General features: G+C 46.5%; 16 protein-coding genes. 5 read left to right on the forward strand and 11 right to left on the reverse strand.

Features of this window, described 5'->3' with window-relative positions; translation table 11 throughout:
- Positions 1–2: 2 nt before the first annotated feature.
- Positions 3–464, reverse strand: a complete 462-nt coding sequence (locus ABJF92_RS00985) for a GNAT family N-acetyltransferase (protein WP_446813985.1) — start codon at positions 462–464, stop codon at positions 3–5.
- Between the two features lie 27 nt (positions 465–491).
- Positions 492–1,325, reverse strand: a complete 834-nt coding sequence (locus tag ABJF92_RS00990) for a hypothetical protein (RefSeq protein ID WP_446813986.1) — start codon at positions 1,323–1,325, stop codon at positions 492–494.
- A gap of 196 nt (positions 1,326–1,521) precedes the next feature.
- Here ABJF92_RS00990 and ABJF92_RS00995 point away from each other — a divergent pair, with 196 nt between their 5' ends.
- Both ABJF92_RS00995 and ABJF92_RS01000 read left to right on the forward strand, forming a co-directional pair.
- Entirely contained in the window at positions 1,522–2,310 is a 789-nt protein-coding gene (locus tag ABJF92_RS00995) for a transporter substrate-binding domain-containing protein (RefSeq protein ID WP_446813987.1), read from the forward strand.
- A 71-nt stretch (positions 2,311–2,381) separates the two neighbouring features.
- On the forward strand, positions 2,382–3,191 hold the full coding sequence (locus tag ABJF92_RS01000; protein WP_446813988.1) for an amino acid ABC transporter permease: 810 nt from the start codon (positions 2,382–2,384) through the stop codon (positions 3,189–3,191).
- Between the two features lie 25 nt (positions 3,192–3,216).
- On the opposite strand, the gene ABJF92_RS01005 is transcribed toward ABJF92_RS01000, so the two are convergent.
- From ABJF92_RS01005 to ABJF92_RS01015, 3 genes are all read right to left on the reverse strand, one after another.
- A complete protein-coding gene (locus ABJF92_RS01005) occupies positions 3,217–4,314 on the reverse strand; it encodes an alpha-hydroxy acid oxidase (protein ID WP_446813989.1) in 1,098 nt (365 codons plus the stop codon).
- A 1-nt stretch (position 4,315) separates the two neighbouring features.
- Positions 4,316–4,999 carry a Fe2+-dependent dioxygenase gene (locus tag ABJF92_RS01010; RefSeq protein ID WP_446813990.1) on the reverse strand — a complete coding sequence of 228 codons (684 nt, stop codon included), beginning with the start codon at positions 4,997–4,999 and terminating at the stop codon, positions 4,316–4,318.
- A gap of 84 nt (positions 5,000–5,083) precedes the next feature.
- Positions 5,084–7,312 (reverse strand): TonB-dependent receptor, encoded by a 2,229-nt coding sequence (locus ABJF92_RS01015; RefSeq protein WP_446813991.1) that lies wholly within the window; start codon positions 7,310–7,312, stop codon positions 5,084–5,086.
- Positions 7,313–7,609: 297 nt separating this feature from the next.
- Between ABJF92_RS01015 and ABJF92_RS01020 the strand changes: the two genes are divergently transcribed.
- Entirely contained in the window at positions 7,610–8,650 is a 1,041-nt protein-coding gene (locus ABJF92_RS01020) for a Fe(3+) ABC transporter substrate-binding protein (RefSeq protein WP_446813992.1), read from the forward strand.
- Positions 8,651–8,721: 71 nt separating this feature from the next.
- On the opposite strand, the gene ABJF92_RS01025 is transcribed toward ABJF92_RS01020, so the two are convergent.
- The 5 genes from ABJF92_RS01025 to nrdR form a co-directional block, all read right to left on the reverse strand.
- Positions 8,722–9,201, reverse strand: coding sequence for a phosphatidylglycerophosphatase A family protein (locus ABJF92_RS01025; RefSeq protein WP_446813993.1), 480 nt, complete (start codon positions 9,199–9,201; stop codon positions 8,722–8,724).
- 75 nt (positions 9,202–9,276) lie between these two features.
- The gene (thiL, locus tag ABJF92_RS01030) at positions 9,277–10,227 is read right to left on the reverse strand and encodes a thiamine-phosphate kinase (protein ID WP_446813994.1); all 951 of its coding nucleotides are present in this window, start codon (positions 10,225–10,227) and stop codon (positions 9,277–9,279) included.
- Positions 10,228–10,376: 149 nt separating this feature from the next.
- Positions 10,377–10,880 (reverse strand): transcription antitermination factor NusB, encoded by a 504-nt coding sequence (nusB, locus tag ABJF92_RS01035; protein WP_446813995.1) that lies wholly within the window; start codon positions 10,878–10,880, stop codon positions 10,377–10,379.
- A 227-nt stretch (positions 10,881–11,107) separates the two neighbouring features.
- Positions 11,108–12,268 (reverse strand): bifunctional diaminohydroxyphosphoribosylaminopyrimidine deaminase/5-amino-6-(5-phosphoribosylamino)uracil reductase RibD, encoded by a 1,161-nt coding sequence (gene ribD, locus ABJF92_RS01040; RefSeq protein WP_446813996.1) that lies wholly within the window; start codon positions 12,266–12,268, stop codon positions 11,108–11,110.
- Positions 12,258–12,764, reverse strand: a complete 507-nt coding sequence (gene nrdR, locus ABJF92_RS01045) for a transcriptional regulator NrdR (RefSeq protein ID WP_446813997.1) — start codon at positions 12,762–12,764, stop codon at positions 12,258–12,260. The genes ribD and nrdR overlap by 11 nt, the downstream gene beginning before the upstream one ends.
- Before the next feature lie 146 nt (positions 12,765–12,910).
- On the opposite strand from nrdR, the gene ABJF92_RS01050 reads away from it, so the two are divergent.
- Together ABJF92_RS01050 and ettA are read left to right on the forward strand one after the other, a co-directional pair.
- Positions 12,911–13,816, forward strand: coding sequence for a DMT family transporter (locus ABJF92_RS01050; protein ID WP_446813998.1), 906 nt, complete (start codon positions 12,911–12,913; stop codon positions 13,814–13,816).
- 106 nt (positions 13,817–13,922) lie between these two features.
- A complete protein-coding gene (ettA, locus tag ABJF92_RS01055; protein WP_446813999.1) occupies positions 13,923–15,584 on the forward strand; it encodes an energy-dependent translational throttle protein EttA in 1,662 nt (553 codons plus the stop codon).
- Between the two features lie 88 nt (positions 15,585–15,672).
- Here ettA and ABJF92_RS01060 read toward each other — a convergent pair whose 3' ends face one another.
- Positions 15,673–17,286, reverse strand: a complete 1,614-nt coding sequence (locus ABJF92_RS01060) for a methyl-accepting chemotaxis protein (protein WP_446814000.1) — start codon at positions 17,284–17,286, stop codon at positions 15,673–15,675.
- Between the last annotated feature and the right edge of the window lie 52 nt (positions 17,287–17,338).

Raw genomic sequence — 17,338 nt, forward strand, 5'->3', positions numbered from 1 at the left:
TTTTAGTCTCCTTGGGGAATTTCATTCAAAGATAGGGTATACAGACAGGCAGCTTCTCGACCTTTAGGTGTTTTGTAATAGTTTTTACGATGCCCGACTTGAGTAAAACCGAGGCTTTCATATAAGCCCATGGCACCCGTATTAGTCTCACGCACTTCTAACAAACACTCAGCAATCTGCTGGGCCTGCAGTGCCTGTAGCCAAGCATCCATCAATTGTCGAGCAACGCCTTGTCGTCGGACTGATTGAGCGACCAATATCAATTCCAGTTCGGCCTGATCGTAGAGTTGGGATGCACACAACCAAGCGACAAGCTCACCGGAGTCAGGAGCCTGAACCACCCAACCTTGTCGACTTTCGAAAGCGTTCATGATCAATTTCTCACCCCATGGATAAGGGTTTTCTTGACGATCAAGAACCACCACAGCAGGGGCGTCATCGGCCCTAGCTAGACGTATTAACATAATGAAATCAACATCTTGAAATATAACTTAAGCGTCGGAAGCAGGAGCAGAAAAGAGTCCCTTCTGCATCGTCGACCACGCCTCTTTACGTAACTCTGGAATACGATACAACTCTGGCAAACTGGAAATTCTGGCTACTGTACAGGAAGATAGCATGACATCAATCCCATCGACGCTGAGTAATTCGGCAATGTTGGAGCCTGCCAGCACCACCTTTGGTGTTCCCGACATCAACTTAAGCAGCTGCTCAACAAAACCCTCAACCGCACCCAACAACCAATCCTGACGGACGATAAAATGCGGGTTAGTGAGTGCTCCCGGCCAAGTTAATCGACGAGATTGCCATTCCTGGGCTGGTTGCTGCAACAATGCTCGGCCCATTTTTAACGCCAGTTTTTCGATTTCATCGTCGTCCTGAAAGGCTCTGGGCACATCCGTAATGATCAACAACTGGTCGGTCAACAGGTACGCTCGTATATCCAATGAGGCTGGACCATTTTCATAGACTCGCTCAGGCTCAGGTTCAACCTCAATGTTTACCGCTAACTCTTCAATTGGCTGCAGGTCTTCTACAACAATTTCAGGGCCGGCATTAAGCTGCTCTCTAAGGCTGGCAACGGTTTGGTCTTTCTCTTCTGGCGCAAGCTTTTGTATCGGGGGCTGAGGCTCTGCTTGACTAAAACCCAATACAGCGGCCGCTGGAGTAACAGAGACATCCTTACCATTCACCATAGGCCAAGGCAGAGGGTCAAAGAAAGCGGTCCCAGAGACACCTTGTGACGCATCGAGCCAAACACCCACTCCCATTTGGGTCAGGCATTGAACTTGAAACGCTTGTTGTGAGCTCAATTCTCGAGACATGAAGGACCTATCCTGGTGCAGCAAGCAAACACTTATACCGCATTAATTCATTAATACGCTAAATATACCCGCTTCACTCGCGACATACTACTTGGCAGGCGCAAAATCACATAGTCTCGCCGAATGCAAAAGTGTATAATTACGGACTTTATTTGCCCTGATCCAACTTGCGCTTCCCACATACAAAGGAACTACCATGCTGACTCTTTTATCACGCTTAGCTGGCATTACGGCTATGCTATTTTGCTCTGCCAGTTTCGCCAACACTTTACCGGACCTGCAAGGCCGCACTATTGTTGCTGTAACGGAAAATGCCTACACACCTCTAAACTTCGCCGATCCAGATACAGGTAAAGGTATCGGTTGGGAATACGACGCCATGAACGAAATTGGCAAACGCCTAAACGCCAAGATTGATTGGCAATTAAGCAGCTGGGACACCATGATCCAAGGGGTAAAACAAGGCCTTTATGATATTGGTATGGATGGCATCACTATAAACGCCGAACGAGCGAAACAAATCGACTTCTCCATTCCTTACTTAACCTCTCAGCAATTCATGTTAGTCAGAGCCGATGAGACGCGCTTCAATGACGCAATATCTTTCGCCGCTAATGACGATCTCTACTTCGCAGCCCAGCCTGGTACAACTAACTTTTATGTTGCGGTTTACAACGTACTGGATGGTGACGAAAACAATTCACGTATCACGCTGCTAGAAACCTTTGGCGCTTCTGTTCAGGCGTTAAAATCTGGCGATGTAGACAGCGTATTAATGGATGCCACCTCGGCACGAGGCTATATTGGCGCCAACCCAGGGGCGTTTAAAATTGTCGGCGGACCGTTAGGCGCAGAAGATTTTGGCTTTATCCTAACACCTGGCTCCGACTTATTGGCACCTGTGAATGCGGCCATTGAAAGCATGAAAGCTGATGGTACATTGGATGCGTTAAACCAAAAATGGTTTTTTGACTACAACCAATAAGCTCACACGCCCAGTTTGGGTATTTAATAACGACTCTAGGCCATCATACTGATGGCCTTATTATTGAACCGATGAAGCCTTTGAAAAACACTGTCGATAAAACTCCTTGGTGGCTGATCGCTGTAATCATCATTGCTCTTGTTCTGCTTTGGAACATGGTGGCAGATGAAGACTATCAGCGCATTGCCAGCACCTTAAGTAAAGGCTTACTAACCACTCTAGGCGTGACTTTCTCAGCATTCATACTTGCCAGTTTCATTGGTTTACTGATCGCTTTAGCAGGCTTTTCTCGTTATCGAGTATTAAGGGAGTTCTCACGTTTTTATGTGGAAATCTTTCGTGGCATCCCAGTGCTGGTGCTGCTTTTCTACATCGCCTTTGTTGGCGCACCAGAAATGGTTAAGCTCTATAACTGGCTACTGCAATGGCCAATCGAAGCGGGCTGGTTAGACACCGCTCGTACTCGCGACTTTACGCTGTTATGGAGAGCGATATTGGCGCTTTCCATTAGCTACAGTGCGTTCATTGCGGAAGTGTTTCGTGCCGGTATTCAGGAAGTGGGAAAAGGGCAAATTGAGGCGGCTCAAGTACTCGGATTATCGAGTTGGCAACGCTTTCGCTTAATCATACTGCCGCAAGCCATGCGTAAGATCCTACCGCCTCTTGGCAACGATTTAGTCGCCATGATTAAAGACTCCGCCCTAGTGTCAGTATTGGGGGTACAAGACATCACACAGCTGGGCAAAGTCTTCAGCGCCTCATCGTTTCAGTTTTTTGAAACCTACAATGTGGTGGCCTTTATGTACTTGGTACTCACCTTGAGTTTGTCTCTATTAATACGGGCTTTCGAAGCTCACTTGAGACGTAACGACCACCATTGACTAGCGTTACGTCTCAGCGCTTTAATCAAGCACGGTCAAACAAACACTCACTGTTAATGTCTGCAATACATGGCGTTCCCGCCAACGCCATAGTGACTTCCAGCTCTTCACGCAAAATCCGCAACATATGCGCGACCGCCGGTGCGCCACCAACCGCAAGAGCATAAAACTGTGGTCGACCGAGCAATACAGCATTTGCTCCTAATGCCAGTGCTTTAAAGACATCCGTGCCGCGCTGAATGCCACCATCCAGCAGCAGGGTATAGTCTTCGCCAACCAATTTACGAATCGCCGGAATGACATCCATCGCACTGGGCACTGTATCTAATGTTCGCCCTCCGTGGTTAGAAACCACTATGCCTTGGGCGCCAATACGCTGCGCTCTTAAAGCATCTGCTGGGTGCAAAATACCTTTAATGATGACGGGTAAGAGACTTTCTTTGATCAACCACTCGATATCTTCCCAAATGGGTGCCTCGCTCATCATACCTTGAAACACAATACTCTGATCTGGCGTAAATGCTTTACTTGGAAGTGGCGGACGCTCCGACAAATTTACGGCTTCAATACCTTCAGGCAATTCAAACTTAGCCCGCTGGGCACGATTACGAATGCCGTGTATGGCCGAATCTACCGTCACCACAATCGCTTGGTAGCCCGCTTTTTGGGCACGACGAATTAAGGCTAGATTAAAGTCGCGATCAAGCTGCCAGTACAGTTGAAACCATTTAGGGGTGCTTAATTGCTCACTCACCTCTTCCATACTTTGGCTGCTTAAGGTACTGACCATCATGCCAACCTCTAAAGCGTTGGCCGCTCGCGCCGTGGCAACTTCGCCGTCTGCATGGGCCATTTTTTGGAAAGCCACAGGCGCCAGCATAATGGGAGTACGCCAGGCTTGGCCAAGCACCGTGGTCGCCGTGGTCCCCTGGGTGACATCATTCAAAACTCGCGGCCAGATACTAAGGTTATCGAAAGCACTACGGTTCTGCTGCAGGGTAATCTCGTCAGCGCCCCCGCCATATACATATTCATAAATTGAGTGAGGTAACGCCTCTTTGGCCAGACGCTGATAGTCCGCTAAATTTAGAGCACTTTGAAACGCTTCGTTTTGCTGAGTCATATTAGGTATCTACGTGTAGTCGAATTAATCTGTGGTAAAGCGCACTTAAAGTCATCACTTCAGGATAATCTAAACCATGCTCCGCCCCTAATGTTTGTACGCTTTGGTCAAGATCAAATAAAATCTCTCGCGTTTCATGATCCCGCACCATGCTTTCAACCCAAAAAAAGCTCGCCAAACGTTTACCGGACGTAACAGGCGTTACCTGATGCAGACTCGTTGATGGGTAAAGCACCATATCACCCGCCTTTAGTTTAACCTGATGCTCCCCATAGGCGTCTTGAATGCACAGCTCGCCCCCTTCATAGTCCTCTGGATCGTTCAGAAATAAGGTGGCTGACAGGTCTGTGCGCAAACGTACTGGTGTGCCAGGCACTACTCGCACAGCGTTATCGACATGCCAACCATAATGGCCACCCTGTTGATAACAGTTAAACATGGGAGGGTAGATTTTTCGGGGTAAAGCCGCGGAAACAAATTTAGTGGAGGCAGACAAGGCCTGCAAGATATGATCGCCAAGCTGCTGAGCAAGCTGGCTTTCAGGGTCTAACTGGCTATTTTGCTTCACCTTAGAAGCCTGTGTCCCAGCGCTCTGCTCGCCGTTCTGCCATTCAATGTTGGCGAGGTGTTGACGGTATTGTTTCAGCTCATGCTCGGATAAGACATTGGCAATGGTGATCAGCATAGGGCTCCTTTTCAAACAAAAGCAAACGCAACCAGAAGGGGATCTGATTGCGTTTGATACAAGAACTAACTTTATAAGATTAAATTAGAACTTATATTTTGCTGTAACACTAGCAGAACGACCAGCACCTAGGTAAGCAATTGCGCCACCACGGTAAATCGCTGTGTAGTATTCTTTATCCGTGATGTTCTGAACATTCGCTTGCAGATCGAAGTCTTTGTTGACTTGGTAGGTCGCGAATACATCGTATACAGAGTAAGAAGGTGTTTTGTTATCACTATCCGTACCTTCATCAGGCTGACCGCCAATCATACCGCTAGAGTAAGTCGCCACGGCACCAAGGGCAAAAGCCGGTGTAAATTGGTATTTCGCTTGAATGTTCGCACTTCTGTCCGCAAAGTTAGCTTTTGGTAAGCCCACTAGCTCCGGGTCATAAGACTCTAGAGTTTTCGATTTCATTAGGGCCAAACCAGCTTGTACGCTTACTTTATCCGTCAAGTTACCAGACATGCCAAACTCAACACCGTGCACTCGGTTCTTACCCGTATTCAAAGAACCACCAGATGCATATGAATCATTGTCACCTTCAATTACATCATCTTTAGTAATTTGGAAGGCAGCAGCCGTTAACAGCAGCTTGTGATCCATAACATTCCATTTAGTCCCTAACTCTAGGTTTGTAGACTGTTCTGGTTCAGCATTAGCATAATTACCATCTGAATCGACACATACACCACCGTAACCACAACTAGAAACAGCATCCACTTCACCACCATTAATATTTGAGGAAGTAGACCAAGTTGCATAAACATTACCATGCTCCCAAGGGGAGAATACCGCGCCTAGGTGACCATTAAAGAAACCATCACTGAAGCTGTAATTTTTCTCTTCTACAGGAACACCTCGGCTCGTTGTAGCAGCAACAAAGCCATCGTAATCAAAGTAATCGTAGCGAATACCACCATGCACTTCCCAGTCATCAGACAAGGTTACGGTATCCATCAAGTAAGCAGACAAAGTATTTAACTCAACTGCCTTAGTAACGTCACTGCGAGTAACTGAGCCTTCCCAAAGATTGTTTTGTGCATTGTACGGATCTATGGTGAAAACATTGCTGTGATCAAAATCATAGCTCCCAATATCCGTTGTCTCATTAGCATATTCCACACCGGTGACAATGGAGTGTTTTTTACCAAATAAATTAGCATCAAAAATGAAGTTGGTTTGGTTTCCTATATATTGATTCTCTTGCCAACCGGCGAATTGGCGTAGATCGTTAGTAAATCTAGTATCGTAGGTACTAACGGTGTAATCATTTAGCGTTTCACCAAAACGGGTTTTGTTTTCTACGCGTAGGTCATCTGTTAAGTAGGCTTCAATTTTTACCGTAGCAATATCAGCTTCACTCTTCTGGAAGTCTAAGCCGTCTTGACCAACATAATCATATTTGTCGAAGGTTCCTGTATCACTATCATAAGAATGACCTGGATCTTTCTTATCATTCGCACGGAAGTAGTAGTAATCTGCACTGATCGTCACATCAGAATTTGGCTCATAAACACCAGAAATTAAGAAGCCTTCTTGATCTACCGCATCATCAACACGGTCTGTGTCCGACTGAGAAGTCAAAGCATTAAAACGCACAGCAAACTCGTCACTAACGGCCTTGTTCGCATCTAGCGTTAAGCGTGTTTTGTTATCGGTTCCTAGGGTCGCACCAACCGTCGCGAAATCTTCATCATAAGAAGCTTTTTTCGTAACCGAGTTAACCGCGCCACCTGTTGTACCGCGACCACCAAAGGTCGAGCTAGGGCCTTTAGAAATCTCTACTTGCTCAAGAGCGAAAGTTTCACGAGTAATCAAACCCGGTTCACGCAAACCATCTGTATAGACATCACTACGTGCTTCATAACCACGGATAATGTAACGGTCACCGAATGAGTTACCACCTTCACCAGTACCCAAGGTAATACCTGGCTGAGCACTCAAGATGCTTTCAAGATCCGTCTTACCAGACTCTTCAATGGAATCTTTTGTTAACACCGTAATCGTTTTTGGTGTTTCAGCGATGTCACGAGTGTATTTTGAATCGGACATTTTTTTCGCTTTGTAAGAAGCACCTGGCTCAGAGTATGGGTTAGCATCACTGGCCAACTCTGCACCATCAACCACTAGGGTATCTAGTTCTGTTTCGGCGGCATAAACCTGACCAGATAGCGCTGCAGAAACAGCAAAGGCAATGGCCGTTAGCTTAATGTTTGGTGTTGAGTTGTTTAGCGATTGGGCTTTCAGAGAAGTGTATTGCGTTTCCACGAGCTTTATCCTTTGTGTATGTAATGCTTATCTAAATGATAAGCGTTATTATTTACACAATCATATCGATAGTCAATATAATGTAATCAAAAATGTATTAAAACTTACATTAACAAAGAAGGAATGGATCTCTATTCGAGGCAAAGTCTAAAAATGATAGGCACTTAGTAAAGATTCCATGGCAAGTAGAAATTTTCAATTTAGCATTTTTAATAAAAATGAATATCATTTATAATTTTGCTAACGGCTTCTTTTTAGCCAAATAGAACGATTTACACTTTAAAGGTACTTCACACTATGAAAAAACTGTCCCCAATTTCACTATTGAGCTTAGGCGCAACCATCCTGCCAATTCTGGCCAGTTCAGCAACCTTTGCTCAGGGCGAATTGAATGTATACTCGGCTCGAAAAGAAGCACTTATCGCCCCCGCCCTTGATGCTTACTCAAAAGAATATCGCGTTACCGTAAATTTAGTGACAGGTAATGCCGACACTCTATTAAACCGCTTAAAAATTGAAGGTGACGCCAGCCCTGCCGATGTTTTCATCACAGTGGATGCAGGTCGTTTATACCGAGCGAAAGCCGCTGGCGTACTCCAGCCATTTGAGACAGATACTCTAGATGAAGTGGTGCCTTCTCATTTACGCGACCGCGAACACTACTGGTATGGATTATCACAACGTGCCCGCGTTATCTTCTACAACCCTAAAAAGGTTAACAAAGCGGACCTATCCACATACGAAGCTCTAGCAGATCCAAAATGGAAAGGGCAAATTTGCGTACGCTCTTCCTCCAACATTTATAATCAATCTTTAGTGGCTTCAATGATCGAAGCCAACGGTGAAGAAGCGACTCTTAGCTGGCTACAAGGCTTTGTGAAGAACTTCTCACGCCCACCATTTGGTGGCGATACTGATCTGCTTAAAGCGGTTGGCGCTGGTGTTTGCAACGTGACCTTAGCGAACACATATTACTATGGGCGCCTAGGTCAAAGTGATAACCCTGCCGATCGTGAAGTATACGATCAAGTTTCCCTGTTCTGGCCTAACCAACAAGAAGGTGAACGTGGTGCCCATGTGAACGTTAGTGGTATTGGCATGACAGCTTCTGCGACGAACAAGCGCAACGCACGACGCTTGGTTGAGTTCTTAACTAACCACGAAAGCCAGCAGTGGTATGCTGACGTAAACAACGAATACCCTGTTGTGGAAGGTATTGAACCACCAAAAAGTTTACAACCTTTCGGTGAGTTCAAAGCAGATACTCTCTCTTTGAGCGCCCTTGGGGACAACAATCGCCTAGCCGTGGAACTTATGGACAAAGCAGGCTGGAAGTAACACCGGTCTAAACGAAAAGGCCCCATGGTGTCACTTCACACCATGGGGCCTTTTTAATGAGTAAAGTTCTTTTAGAAAACGAAATGCAACAGAGCCTGTAAAACCACGAAAGACATCAGTCCTGCCAAAATATCATCCAACATAATACCAAAGCCACCATGTACGTGCTTATCCACCCATGAAATTGGCCAAGGTTTTAAAATATCGAACAAACGAAATAGCACGAAGCCCAACACTATGTATTGCCAGCCCGTTGGCGCGAGCCACATGGTGATCCAAAAGCCAACAAACTCATCCCAAACAATCCCCGCGTGATCATGCACACCCAGATCCTTAGATGTCTTGCCGCACAGATAAATACCTATTAAAGATGTCACTATCAGCACCATTAAGTACTGATTGGCACTGAGGTTCTGCATCAGTAGAAAAAAGGGCACTGCGGCCAAAGTCCCAAAAGTGCCGGGCGCTTTAGGTGCTGCACCAGAGCCTAAACCGAAGGCTAGAAAATGAATAGGATTGCGCCATACAGACGCTGGAGCAGAATTTGCCATAATACCCTTACCTTAATATTTATTCGCTTGCCACTTTAAACAGCCAAGCTCTTTCTTTGAAATAGCGCTAATGGGTTAAAAGTGCTGCCAACCTTTAATTTCACCATCATACCCTTGAATACTAAAGCCTGCCGACGATATTTTACCAATACGCGTACAAGGCAAGTGCAAAGTCTGCATAATCAACTGAATTTCTTCCGCCTGCTCGGGAGAAGCAGTAAAGCATAATTCATAATCATCCCCACCTGTCAGCGCCAGAGCCGTCGCCGCTTCAGGCTGCCAAGCTTTGAGTTGCTGAGAAATAGGCAACAGATGCGCATTTAATTCCGCGCCCACATTAGAAGCGTTCAAAATATGCTGGAGATCTTGTGCCACCCCATCAGAGATATCCAGCATAGCGTGCACGACTCGCCTCAGAGCCATTCCTGCGATTAGGCGTGGAACCGGACGCCAATAACGCTCATAAAAATAATCAAAGCGTTCACTAGCGACCTGTAACTCACCGGTGACAATCGGCACTGCAGCGGCGGCATCTCCCAAGGTACCAGTGACATAAACATCATCACCAACCTGAGCATGAGAGCGGAGCGGAGCCGGTTTCTTATCAACATAGCCGTGTACTTGCAGGGTCAAGGTTAAAGGGCCTTTTGTTGTATCGCCCCCTAACAAAATCAGCCCAATCGGCTCAGCAAGCTCAGCCATGCCTTGCGCAAGTCCTGCCAGCCATTGCGGGTCGGATTCTGGGATGGTTAGGGCTAGGGTAAAGAAAGCGGGCTTGGCGCCCATTGCAGCTAAGTCACTGACACAACTGGCCACCGCTCGATAACCGATATCTACAGGGTCTGCATCGAATGGAAAGTGGCGCCCCTCAACCAAGGTGTCCATAGAAAAGACAAGGCTTTGTCCCTCTGGCACATTGATCTGAGCACAATCATCTCCTATCCCCAGAAGGATATCCTCACGGCCTTGGGTATTCGCCATGACCGAAGCCTGAAAAATATTCTGTATTAGCTCAAATTCTTTCAATCCATTCTCCCCTACCCCAAAGGTTGCTTGCCTCTATAGGATTTTCACCTCTAAAGGCTTGTTAACTCTAAAGAAAAGGCCCTGTTATTAAAACTTAATAACAGGGCCTTTTAGGCTCTTATAACCTTTGAACTCAAATCGTGAAACGATTACTGAGCAGCTCGACGGGCTGCAATTTCTTCACGACGTACACGCTGAGCTAGCTTATCAAGAATACCATTAATATATTTGTGGCTCTCGGATGCGCCAAAACCTTTAGCAAGTTCAACACTCTCGTTGATCGCCACACGGTAAGGCACATCTAGGCGAGCAGACAGTTCAAAAGCGCCAATACGCAAAACCGCCAATTCGATAGGATCCAGCTCTGCCAAAGAGCGATCCAGAAGCTCGGCAAATAAATCGTCTAAAGATTTAGCACGAGAAGTAACCCCTTGCAGGATCTCTCTAAAATACACTTTATCGCAAGCACTCATGTCTTGATCTAAAGTGAATTGGGTTTCAATTTCACTCACTGCAGACTGGTTCATCTGCCATTGATAAACCGCCTGTAATGCCAAACGACGAGAAGCACTGCGTAGCTGAGAACGTGAAGGCTTTTTCGCTTTACGTTTTGGTGCTGGAGTTTGATCGTTTGTTGTTTCCACTTCGCTCATTTTTTGCCTCAATTATCCAGACTCGATTCATAGCTGAACCCGATCGTCTGTTTGATTGTTCCCTCGAATAGGAGAAAACAAATATGTCTGTCATTTTGACCGGCGATTATATCAAGATTCGTTCAGCGTTTCTCTGCAAACTTCGCGCTATTTTTAGCAGATAAATCACTTTCTGCGTTTTTTCTCTGAGTTTCCCTGCCAACCGACCCTGCCGGTTGGCGAAATCACTATTCCTCGTCAAATTCGTCGTCTTGTTCCTCCAAATACACAGGACGATAAATCAGACGAATATCTTGCCCTACTTGGCGGACAGACATGAGCTCAAGCTCGACAGCCTCGCTCATCATCTCAAGTGGTAACTGGAAAAGGGGTCGAGCACTAGAGCCTAACAATTTCGGCGCCATATAAACGACAATTTCATCCACTAAGCCCGCTTGCAAAAAACCACCAGCAAGCTCAGAACCAGTTTCCAATAGCACCTCATTAATTCCCGTATCCGCCAGTTGTTCCATGGCATCGATAAGGTCCAAACGACCATCTTCGCCACGAGGTGAAAAACGCACGGTCGCACCTTTTTCTTGCAGCACATCCAAGTGCTCCGACTCCACCTCTTCTTCCACCGCAAAAACGCACGCTTGAGACGTTGGATACAAGATTTTCGCTTCTGGCAGAATAGACAACGCCGTGTCCATCACTACTCGCATCGGCTGTCTGACAGTTTTTGGTTCCGCTTCTTGCCCATGGTTATCAATACGTACTGTCATGCTAGGGTTATCGGCTAACACAGAGCCAATACCCGTTACTACGGCATCACTCTGGGCGCGCAGCTTCTGGACATCCAAGCGAGCTTCAGGGCCGGTAATCCATTGGCTTTCACCGGAGGCCATGGCAGTACGACCATCTAGGCTCATGGCTAATTTTACGCGAACAAAAGGCAAGCCTTCTTGCATACGTTTAATAAAGCCTGGATTTAGGGCGACGCACTGGGCTTCTAAAATCGGCCCAATCACTTCAATTCCAGCGGCCTTGATCGCCGCTAAACCATTGCCGGCCACTTGTGGATTGGGGTCTTGCATACCGAAGACAACTTTCCCCACACCCGCCTCGATCAAGGCTTTTGCGCAAGGAGGCGTTTTGCCCTGATGAGAGCAAGGCTCTAGAGTGACATAAGCCGTCGCACCTGCAACCTCGATTCCAGCTTGTTTTGCCGCAGCCAGAGCGTTTACTTCAGCATGCCCTTCTCCGGCGCGAACATGAAAGCCTTCGCCAATTAGAGTTTGATCTTTCACAATAACACACCCAACGCGAGGATTAGGATGGGTGGTAAACAAGCCTTTTTGAGCCAGCTGGATCGCTTTCGCCATCCAATATTCATGGTTATAAGTCATCTTTTGTCTTCTTAGTTGTCGTCATGGTGTTGCCGTCTTCTTCACTACGGCTTTCTAGGCGATCAATTTCTTCACGAAATTCATTAATGTCTTTAAAGCTACGATAAACCGAGGCAAAGCGTACATAAGCCACTTGGTCAAGGCGCTGTAATTCTTCCATTACCGCCTCTCCGGTCCAGCGAGAAGGCAATTCACGCTCGCCAGTTCCCTGCATTTTTTCTTTGATGCGGGTAATCGCCGTTTCTACTGCCTCAATACTGACAGGACGCTTCTCAATGGCTTTTAAAATACCACTGCGCAATTTTTCCTCATCAAAAGGGACACGGCTGCCATCACTTTTGATCAGTTTCGGCATTTGTAACTCAGCGACTTCAAACGTCGTGAACCTTTCTTGGCATTCGTTACAAGTACGGCGGCGGCGTACTTGAGCACCTTCCGAGACTAGGCGGGAATCAAGAACTTTAGTATCGTGAGTTCCGCAAAACGGACATCGCATAGGGCTTCCCATAAGTTAATTAATTAAGAAAAAGGCCTTGCTCGGCACTCTATAATAAAAGAATAATAACAACCCAACTAATAGATAGCTACCAAGCCATTAGACCTTTCTAAGTTAGAATAACAACCGGATTTATAAGGAAATTTATGCCCTTTGCTGAACTGTCAGGACTTGTCGCTGCATTTTGCTGGACGCTATCCAGCCTGATGGCCCCAGGCCTAATCGCCCGCTTTGGCATCATGCGTTTCAACACCCTGCGGATTACCATTGCCGGCAGCTTATTATTAGTCATTTGCTTATTCGGTCAACGCTTCACAGATGCCCTTTGGGAACACTCTTTCGCCGTTATGCTATCCGGGATACTAGGTATTTTTCTTGGCGACACCTTACTATTTTCTGCGGTACATCGCCTCGGGCCGAGACGGACCGGCGTGCTCTTTGCCACCAATGCGCCTATGTCGATCTTGCTTGGGTGGCTATTCCTTAATGAAACCTTAACCCTCAGCCAGTTATTCGCCTGCGCCCTTGTTTTGATAGGGGTGGTTATTGCGATTTTGTTTGGTAAACGTCAAAGCAGTCACGCCTGGGAAGAGACCAAAGGGAAACTCAGTGTTGGCGTTATGATGGCGTTAGGCGGAGCACTCGGACAAGCCAGTGGCGCATTATTGAGCAAACCTGCGTTACTAGATGGTGCTGACCCGCTAGGAGTATCTGCCCTGCGAGTAGGCACTGGCGCTGTGGCTTTAATATTGGCCTATAGCCTTTACTACCGGCACAAACAAAGTGCCGATAGCCTGACGTTAAGCCAGCTTAAACTCGTAGATTATCTGGGCGTTTGCGCCCTTGCTACCATCGGCATGGTGATAGGTATGAGTGTATTAGTTTGGGGCATTGGCAATGCCAACGTCGGCATAGTCACCACCTTATCGGCGATTGTGCCAGTGCTTATTTTACCTGGTTTGTGGATAACGACTCGTCAAAGACCTGCGTTAGGGGCTTGGGTTGGCGCCTTTTTAGTCGTCATTGGCGCCGCGCTAATTATTCTGCATTAGCTGTGCATGTGCTATCCTTAGGCCACTTTTTTCTGCTGATCTCTGTCTGGCTCTTAACCGCCGCACAGGCCAGCGTTATTTACTCATAGGATAAGTTGATTCAGTTATGGCTCAGTTTGTATATAGCATGAATCGCGTGGGCAAAGTGGTACCGCCCAAACGCGAAATTCTTAAAGATATTTCTCTTTCATTTTTCCCTGGCGCAAAAATCGGTGTCCTTGGCCTAAACGGCTCAGGTAAATCGACTCTATTACGCATTATGGCCGGAGTGGACACCGAATATAACGGTGAAGCACGTCCAATGCCGGGCATTAAAATCGGTTATCTAGAGCAAGAACCTCACCTAGACCCAAGCAAAAATGTCCGTGGTATTGTAGAGGAAGCATTTTCCGATGTGATTGACGCGATGGCACGCTTAGATGCCGTTTACGCTGAATACGCCGAGCCAGATGCAGATTTCGACGCACTAGCGAAAGAGCAAGGCCAGCTAGAAGCGCTTATCGAAGCCAAAGAAGGCCATAACCTTGAGCGAGCCCTCGAAGTCGCGGCCGACGCGCTTCGCCTGCCACCATGGGAAGCCAAAGTTGAGCATCTTTCTGGTGGTGAACGTCGTCGTGTAGCCCTTTGTCGTCTATTGCTCGATAAACCAGACATGATTCTATTGGACGAACCGACGAACCACTTGGATGCTGAATCTGTCGCTTGGTTGGAACGTTTCCTGAAAGATTACCCTGGTACCGTTGTGGCCATTACCCATGACCGTTATTTCCTTGATAACGCAGCGGGATGGATTCTGGAACTTGACCGTGGTCATGGTATCCCGTACGAAGGCAATTACTCTTCCTGGCTGGAGCAAAAAGATGCTCGCCTAGAGCAAGAAGCCAAGCAGCAAGTATCACATAAGAAAGCCATAAAATCCGAGCTTGAATGGGTACGCCAAAACGCTAAAGGTCGTCAGTCCAAATCTAAAGCGCGTTTAGCCCGCTTTGAAGAAATGAACTCTCAAGAATTCCAAGACCGTAACGAAACGAATGAATTGTACATTCCACCAGGACCTCGCCTAGGCTCAAAAGTTATTGAAATTGAAGGGGTTAGCAAAAGTTTTGAGCATAAAATGTTGCTAGAAGACTTCAATATGGTGGTACCACAAGGTGCGATCGTGGGTGTCGTAGGTGGTAACGGTGCCGGTAAGTCGACGCTATTTAAAATGATTGCTGGTACAGAACAACCAGACACTGGATCGGTTACGCTAGGTGAGACGGTACAACTCGCCTACGTTGATCAAATGCGTGAACTGGACGGCGAGAAAACCGTTTGGGAAGAGATTTCCGATGGTCAGGACATGATCACAGTACACAACTATAAAGTACCTTCTCGTGCTTACATTGGTCGCTTTAACTTTAAAGGTTCTGACCAACAGAAATTCGTTAAGCACTTGTCTGGTGGTGAGCGTAACCGTTTACACCTTGCAAAGTTGCTTAAAGAAGGTGGCAACGTATTGCTTCTCGATGAGCCGACCAACGACCTTGATGTCGAAACGTTACGTTCTCTGGAAGATGCTTTGCTTGCTTTCCCAGGGGCTGCGATTGTTATTTCCCACGACCGTTGGTTCCTTGATCGTATCGCGACGCACATTTTAGCTTACGAAGGTGATTCTAAAGCGGTCTTCTTCGAAGGTAACTACGCCGAGTACGAAGCGGATTACAAACAGCGTACTGGTAACGATGCGACACCTACTCGTATTAAATACAAGCGTATCGACGCCTAAGACATTTAGCCCTTAGGCTTTAGAGTTGACGAAAAAAAGCCGCTTTATCAAGCTGATAAAGCGGCTTTTCTATGGGGAGCTAATAGCCTTAAACTTTAAAGCTACCCACTTGGCTGTCTAATTCAGCGTATAAAGTCGTAATGTTTTGCGACTGTTGCTGAATCGCTTCTGAAACAGATTTCACCGAATCCGACTGATCACGTAATGACACCATATTGCGGTTTATATCATTGGCGACAAGAGATTGCTCTTGAGTGGCTTGGGCCGTTTGGGCGGCCATTTCTTGTACCTTACCGAAAGAGACTTTCAGCGCTTCGAATACTTGTGTCACTTGCTCAAAGTTACTCACCGTTGAGTCCGCGTTATCACGGCTATTCTTAATCGCTTTTGAAGACTCACCAACATTAAGTTTAAGCTGATCAATCATAGACTCAATTTCATTAGTACTGTCTTGAGTTCGTGTCGCCAGAGTGCGCACCTCATCGGCCACCACGGCAAAACCCCGACCATATTCCCCAGCACGAGCCGCCTCAATGGCTGCATTAAGCGCTAATAGGTTGGTTTGTTCCGCAATGTTACGAATAACTTCTAACACCGAGGCAATACTTTCTGAACTTTTCTGTAACTCGCCTGAACGACCTAACGCGTTTTCAATATCTTTCACCAGCTCAGCCACTGCTTTCTCGGACTTGCTGACCGCTGCCAAACCTTCTTTGGTAAGATCATTAGAAGTGTTTGCTTCTTGTGCCGTATCACTAGCAACTTGCGCCATTTGCTGATTCGACATATCCATTTCATGACCCGCACTCACAATAGAATCCGAAGCACTTACCAATGCCCCCGTCACCGAAGCTGTTTGGTTTGAGGCACTATTAAGCTGCCCTGTCATTTCACCTAAAGCACTGGATTGCTTACGGATGTTTCCAATAATGTCTCTTAAACGTGCTACAAAGCCATTAAATTCATTAGCCAGATCGCCTAGCTCATCTTTGGTATCGAACTCAATGCGCTGAGTTAGATCTCCGTCACCTTCAGAGATTTCACGAATACGTTGCGCAAGGTAATTAACCTGCTGAGAGAGTATTTTAGGGGTACGGTAACTGAACCAGATGGCAATAATTAAGCCGATCGCAATCACGCTGGAAGCTATGTTAATTTCTTGGGATATGGTGGCATCCACTTCGCTTTTTGAGGTTTCAGAGCGAACCAATACAGCTTCACCTGCTTTGTCCAGAATATCACGCAAGGCATCGAACTTAGCATTGGTATCCGCAAGTAGACTCTGATGATTGCCATTACTCGACGGGCTGCTGACAATCAGATTAGAGGATTCTAGCCATTGATCAAAAGCACTCTCAAAGCCTGAAAAAGAAGCGATTACTTCAGGTTCTTCCTTGAAATAATTCAAAAATAGAGCAAATCTGTCTTTAACTTGCTGAGCATTTTCCAAACGGCTTTCTTCGTTGGCGGCAACGTCACCTTCCCCATCACGTATATGCTGTTCTGCTAACTTGGCTTGATAAAGGTCTCTATCTGCATTCAAAATGGCGGAGGCGGCGTGAAAATATCGACCGGATTGAGCATTTAAGGCCGCATTACTTTGATAAATAATCGTTCCTAAAGAGAGCAAAGCAATGGCGAAAGTAATCGCCATTACTATCACGGGTAGTGAGCTTTTAGAACGAATGGAATTCAAACGCATGGGGATCTCCTAAGATGGTTATATACTGCTATCACCTAAACGGCATCATGCA

Source organism: Marinomonas sp. (assembly GCF_039940335.1).
GTDB lineage: Bacteria > Pseudomonadota > Gammaproteobacteria > Pseudomonadales > Marinomonadaceae > Marinomonas.

Coding starts and splice junctions, on each gene's coding strand:
- ABJF92_RS01005 (WP_446813989.1), bottom strand. CDS start 4,314: ATGACTCAGCAAAACGAAGCGTTTCAAAGTGCTCTAAATTTAGCGGAC.
- ABJF92_RS01010 (WP_446813990.1), bottom strand. CDS start 4,999: ATGCTGATCACCATTGCCAATGTCTTATCCGAGCATGAGCTGAAACAA.
- nrdR (WP_446813997.1), bottom strand. CDS start 12,764: ATGCGATGTCCGTTTTGCGGAACTCACGATACTAAAGTTCTTGATTCC.
- ABJF92_RS01025 (WP_446813993.1), bottom strand. CDS start 9,201: ATGGCAAATTCTGCTCCAGCGTCTGTATGGCGCAATCCTATTCATTTT.
- ribD (WP_446813996.1), bottom strand. CDS start 12,268: ATGACTTATAACCATGAATATTGGATGGCGAAAGCGATCCAGCTGGCT.
- ABJF92_RS00990 (WP_446813986.1), bottom strand. CDS start 1,325: ATGTCTCGAGAATTGAGCTCACAACAAGCGTTTCAAGTTCAATGCCTG.
- ABJF92_RS00985 (WP_446813985.1), bottom strand. CDS start 464: ATGTTAATACGTCTAGCTAGGGCCGATGACGCCCCTGCTGTGGTGGTT.
- nusB (WP_446813995.1), bottom strand. CDS start 10,880: ATGAGCGAAGTGGAAACAACAAACGATCAAACTCCAGCACCAAAACGT.
- ettA (WP_446813999.1), top strand. CDS start 13,923: ATGGCTCAGTTTGTATATAGCATGAATCGCGTGGGCAAAGTGGTACCG.
- ABJF92_RS01060 (WP_446814000.1), bottom strand. CDS start 17,286: ATGCGTTTGAATTCCATTCGTTCTAAAAGCTCACTACCCGTGATAGTA.
- ABJF92_RS01000 (WP_446813988.1), top strand. CDS start 2,382: ATGAAGCCTTTGAAAAACACTGTCGATAAAACTCCTTGGTGGCTGATC.
- ABJF92_RS01020 (WP_446813992.1), top strand. CDS start 7,610: ATGAAAAAACTGTCCCCAATTTCACTATTGAGCTTAGGCGCAACCATC.
- ABJF92_RS00995 (WP_446813987.1), top strand. CDS start 1,522: ATGCTGACTCTTTTATCACGCTTAGCTGGCATTACGGCTATGCTATTT.
- ABJF92_RS01050 (WP_446813998.1), top strand. CDS start 12,911: ATGCCCTTTGCTGAACTGTCAGGACTTGTCGCTGCATTTTGCTGGACG.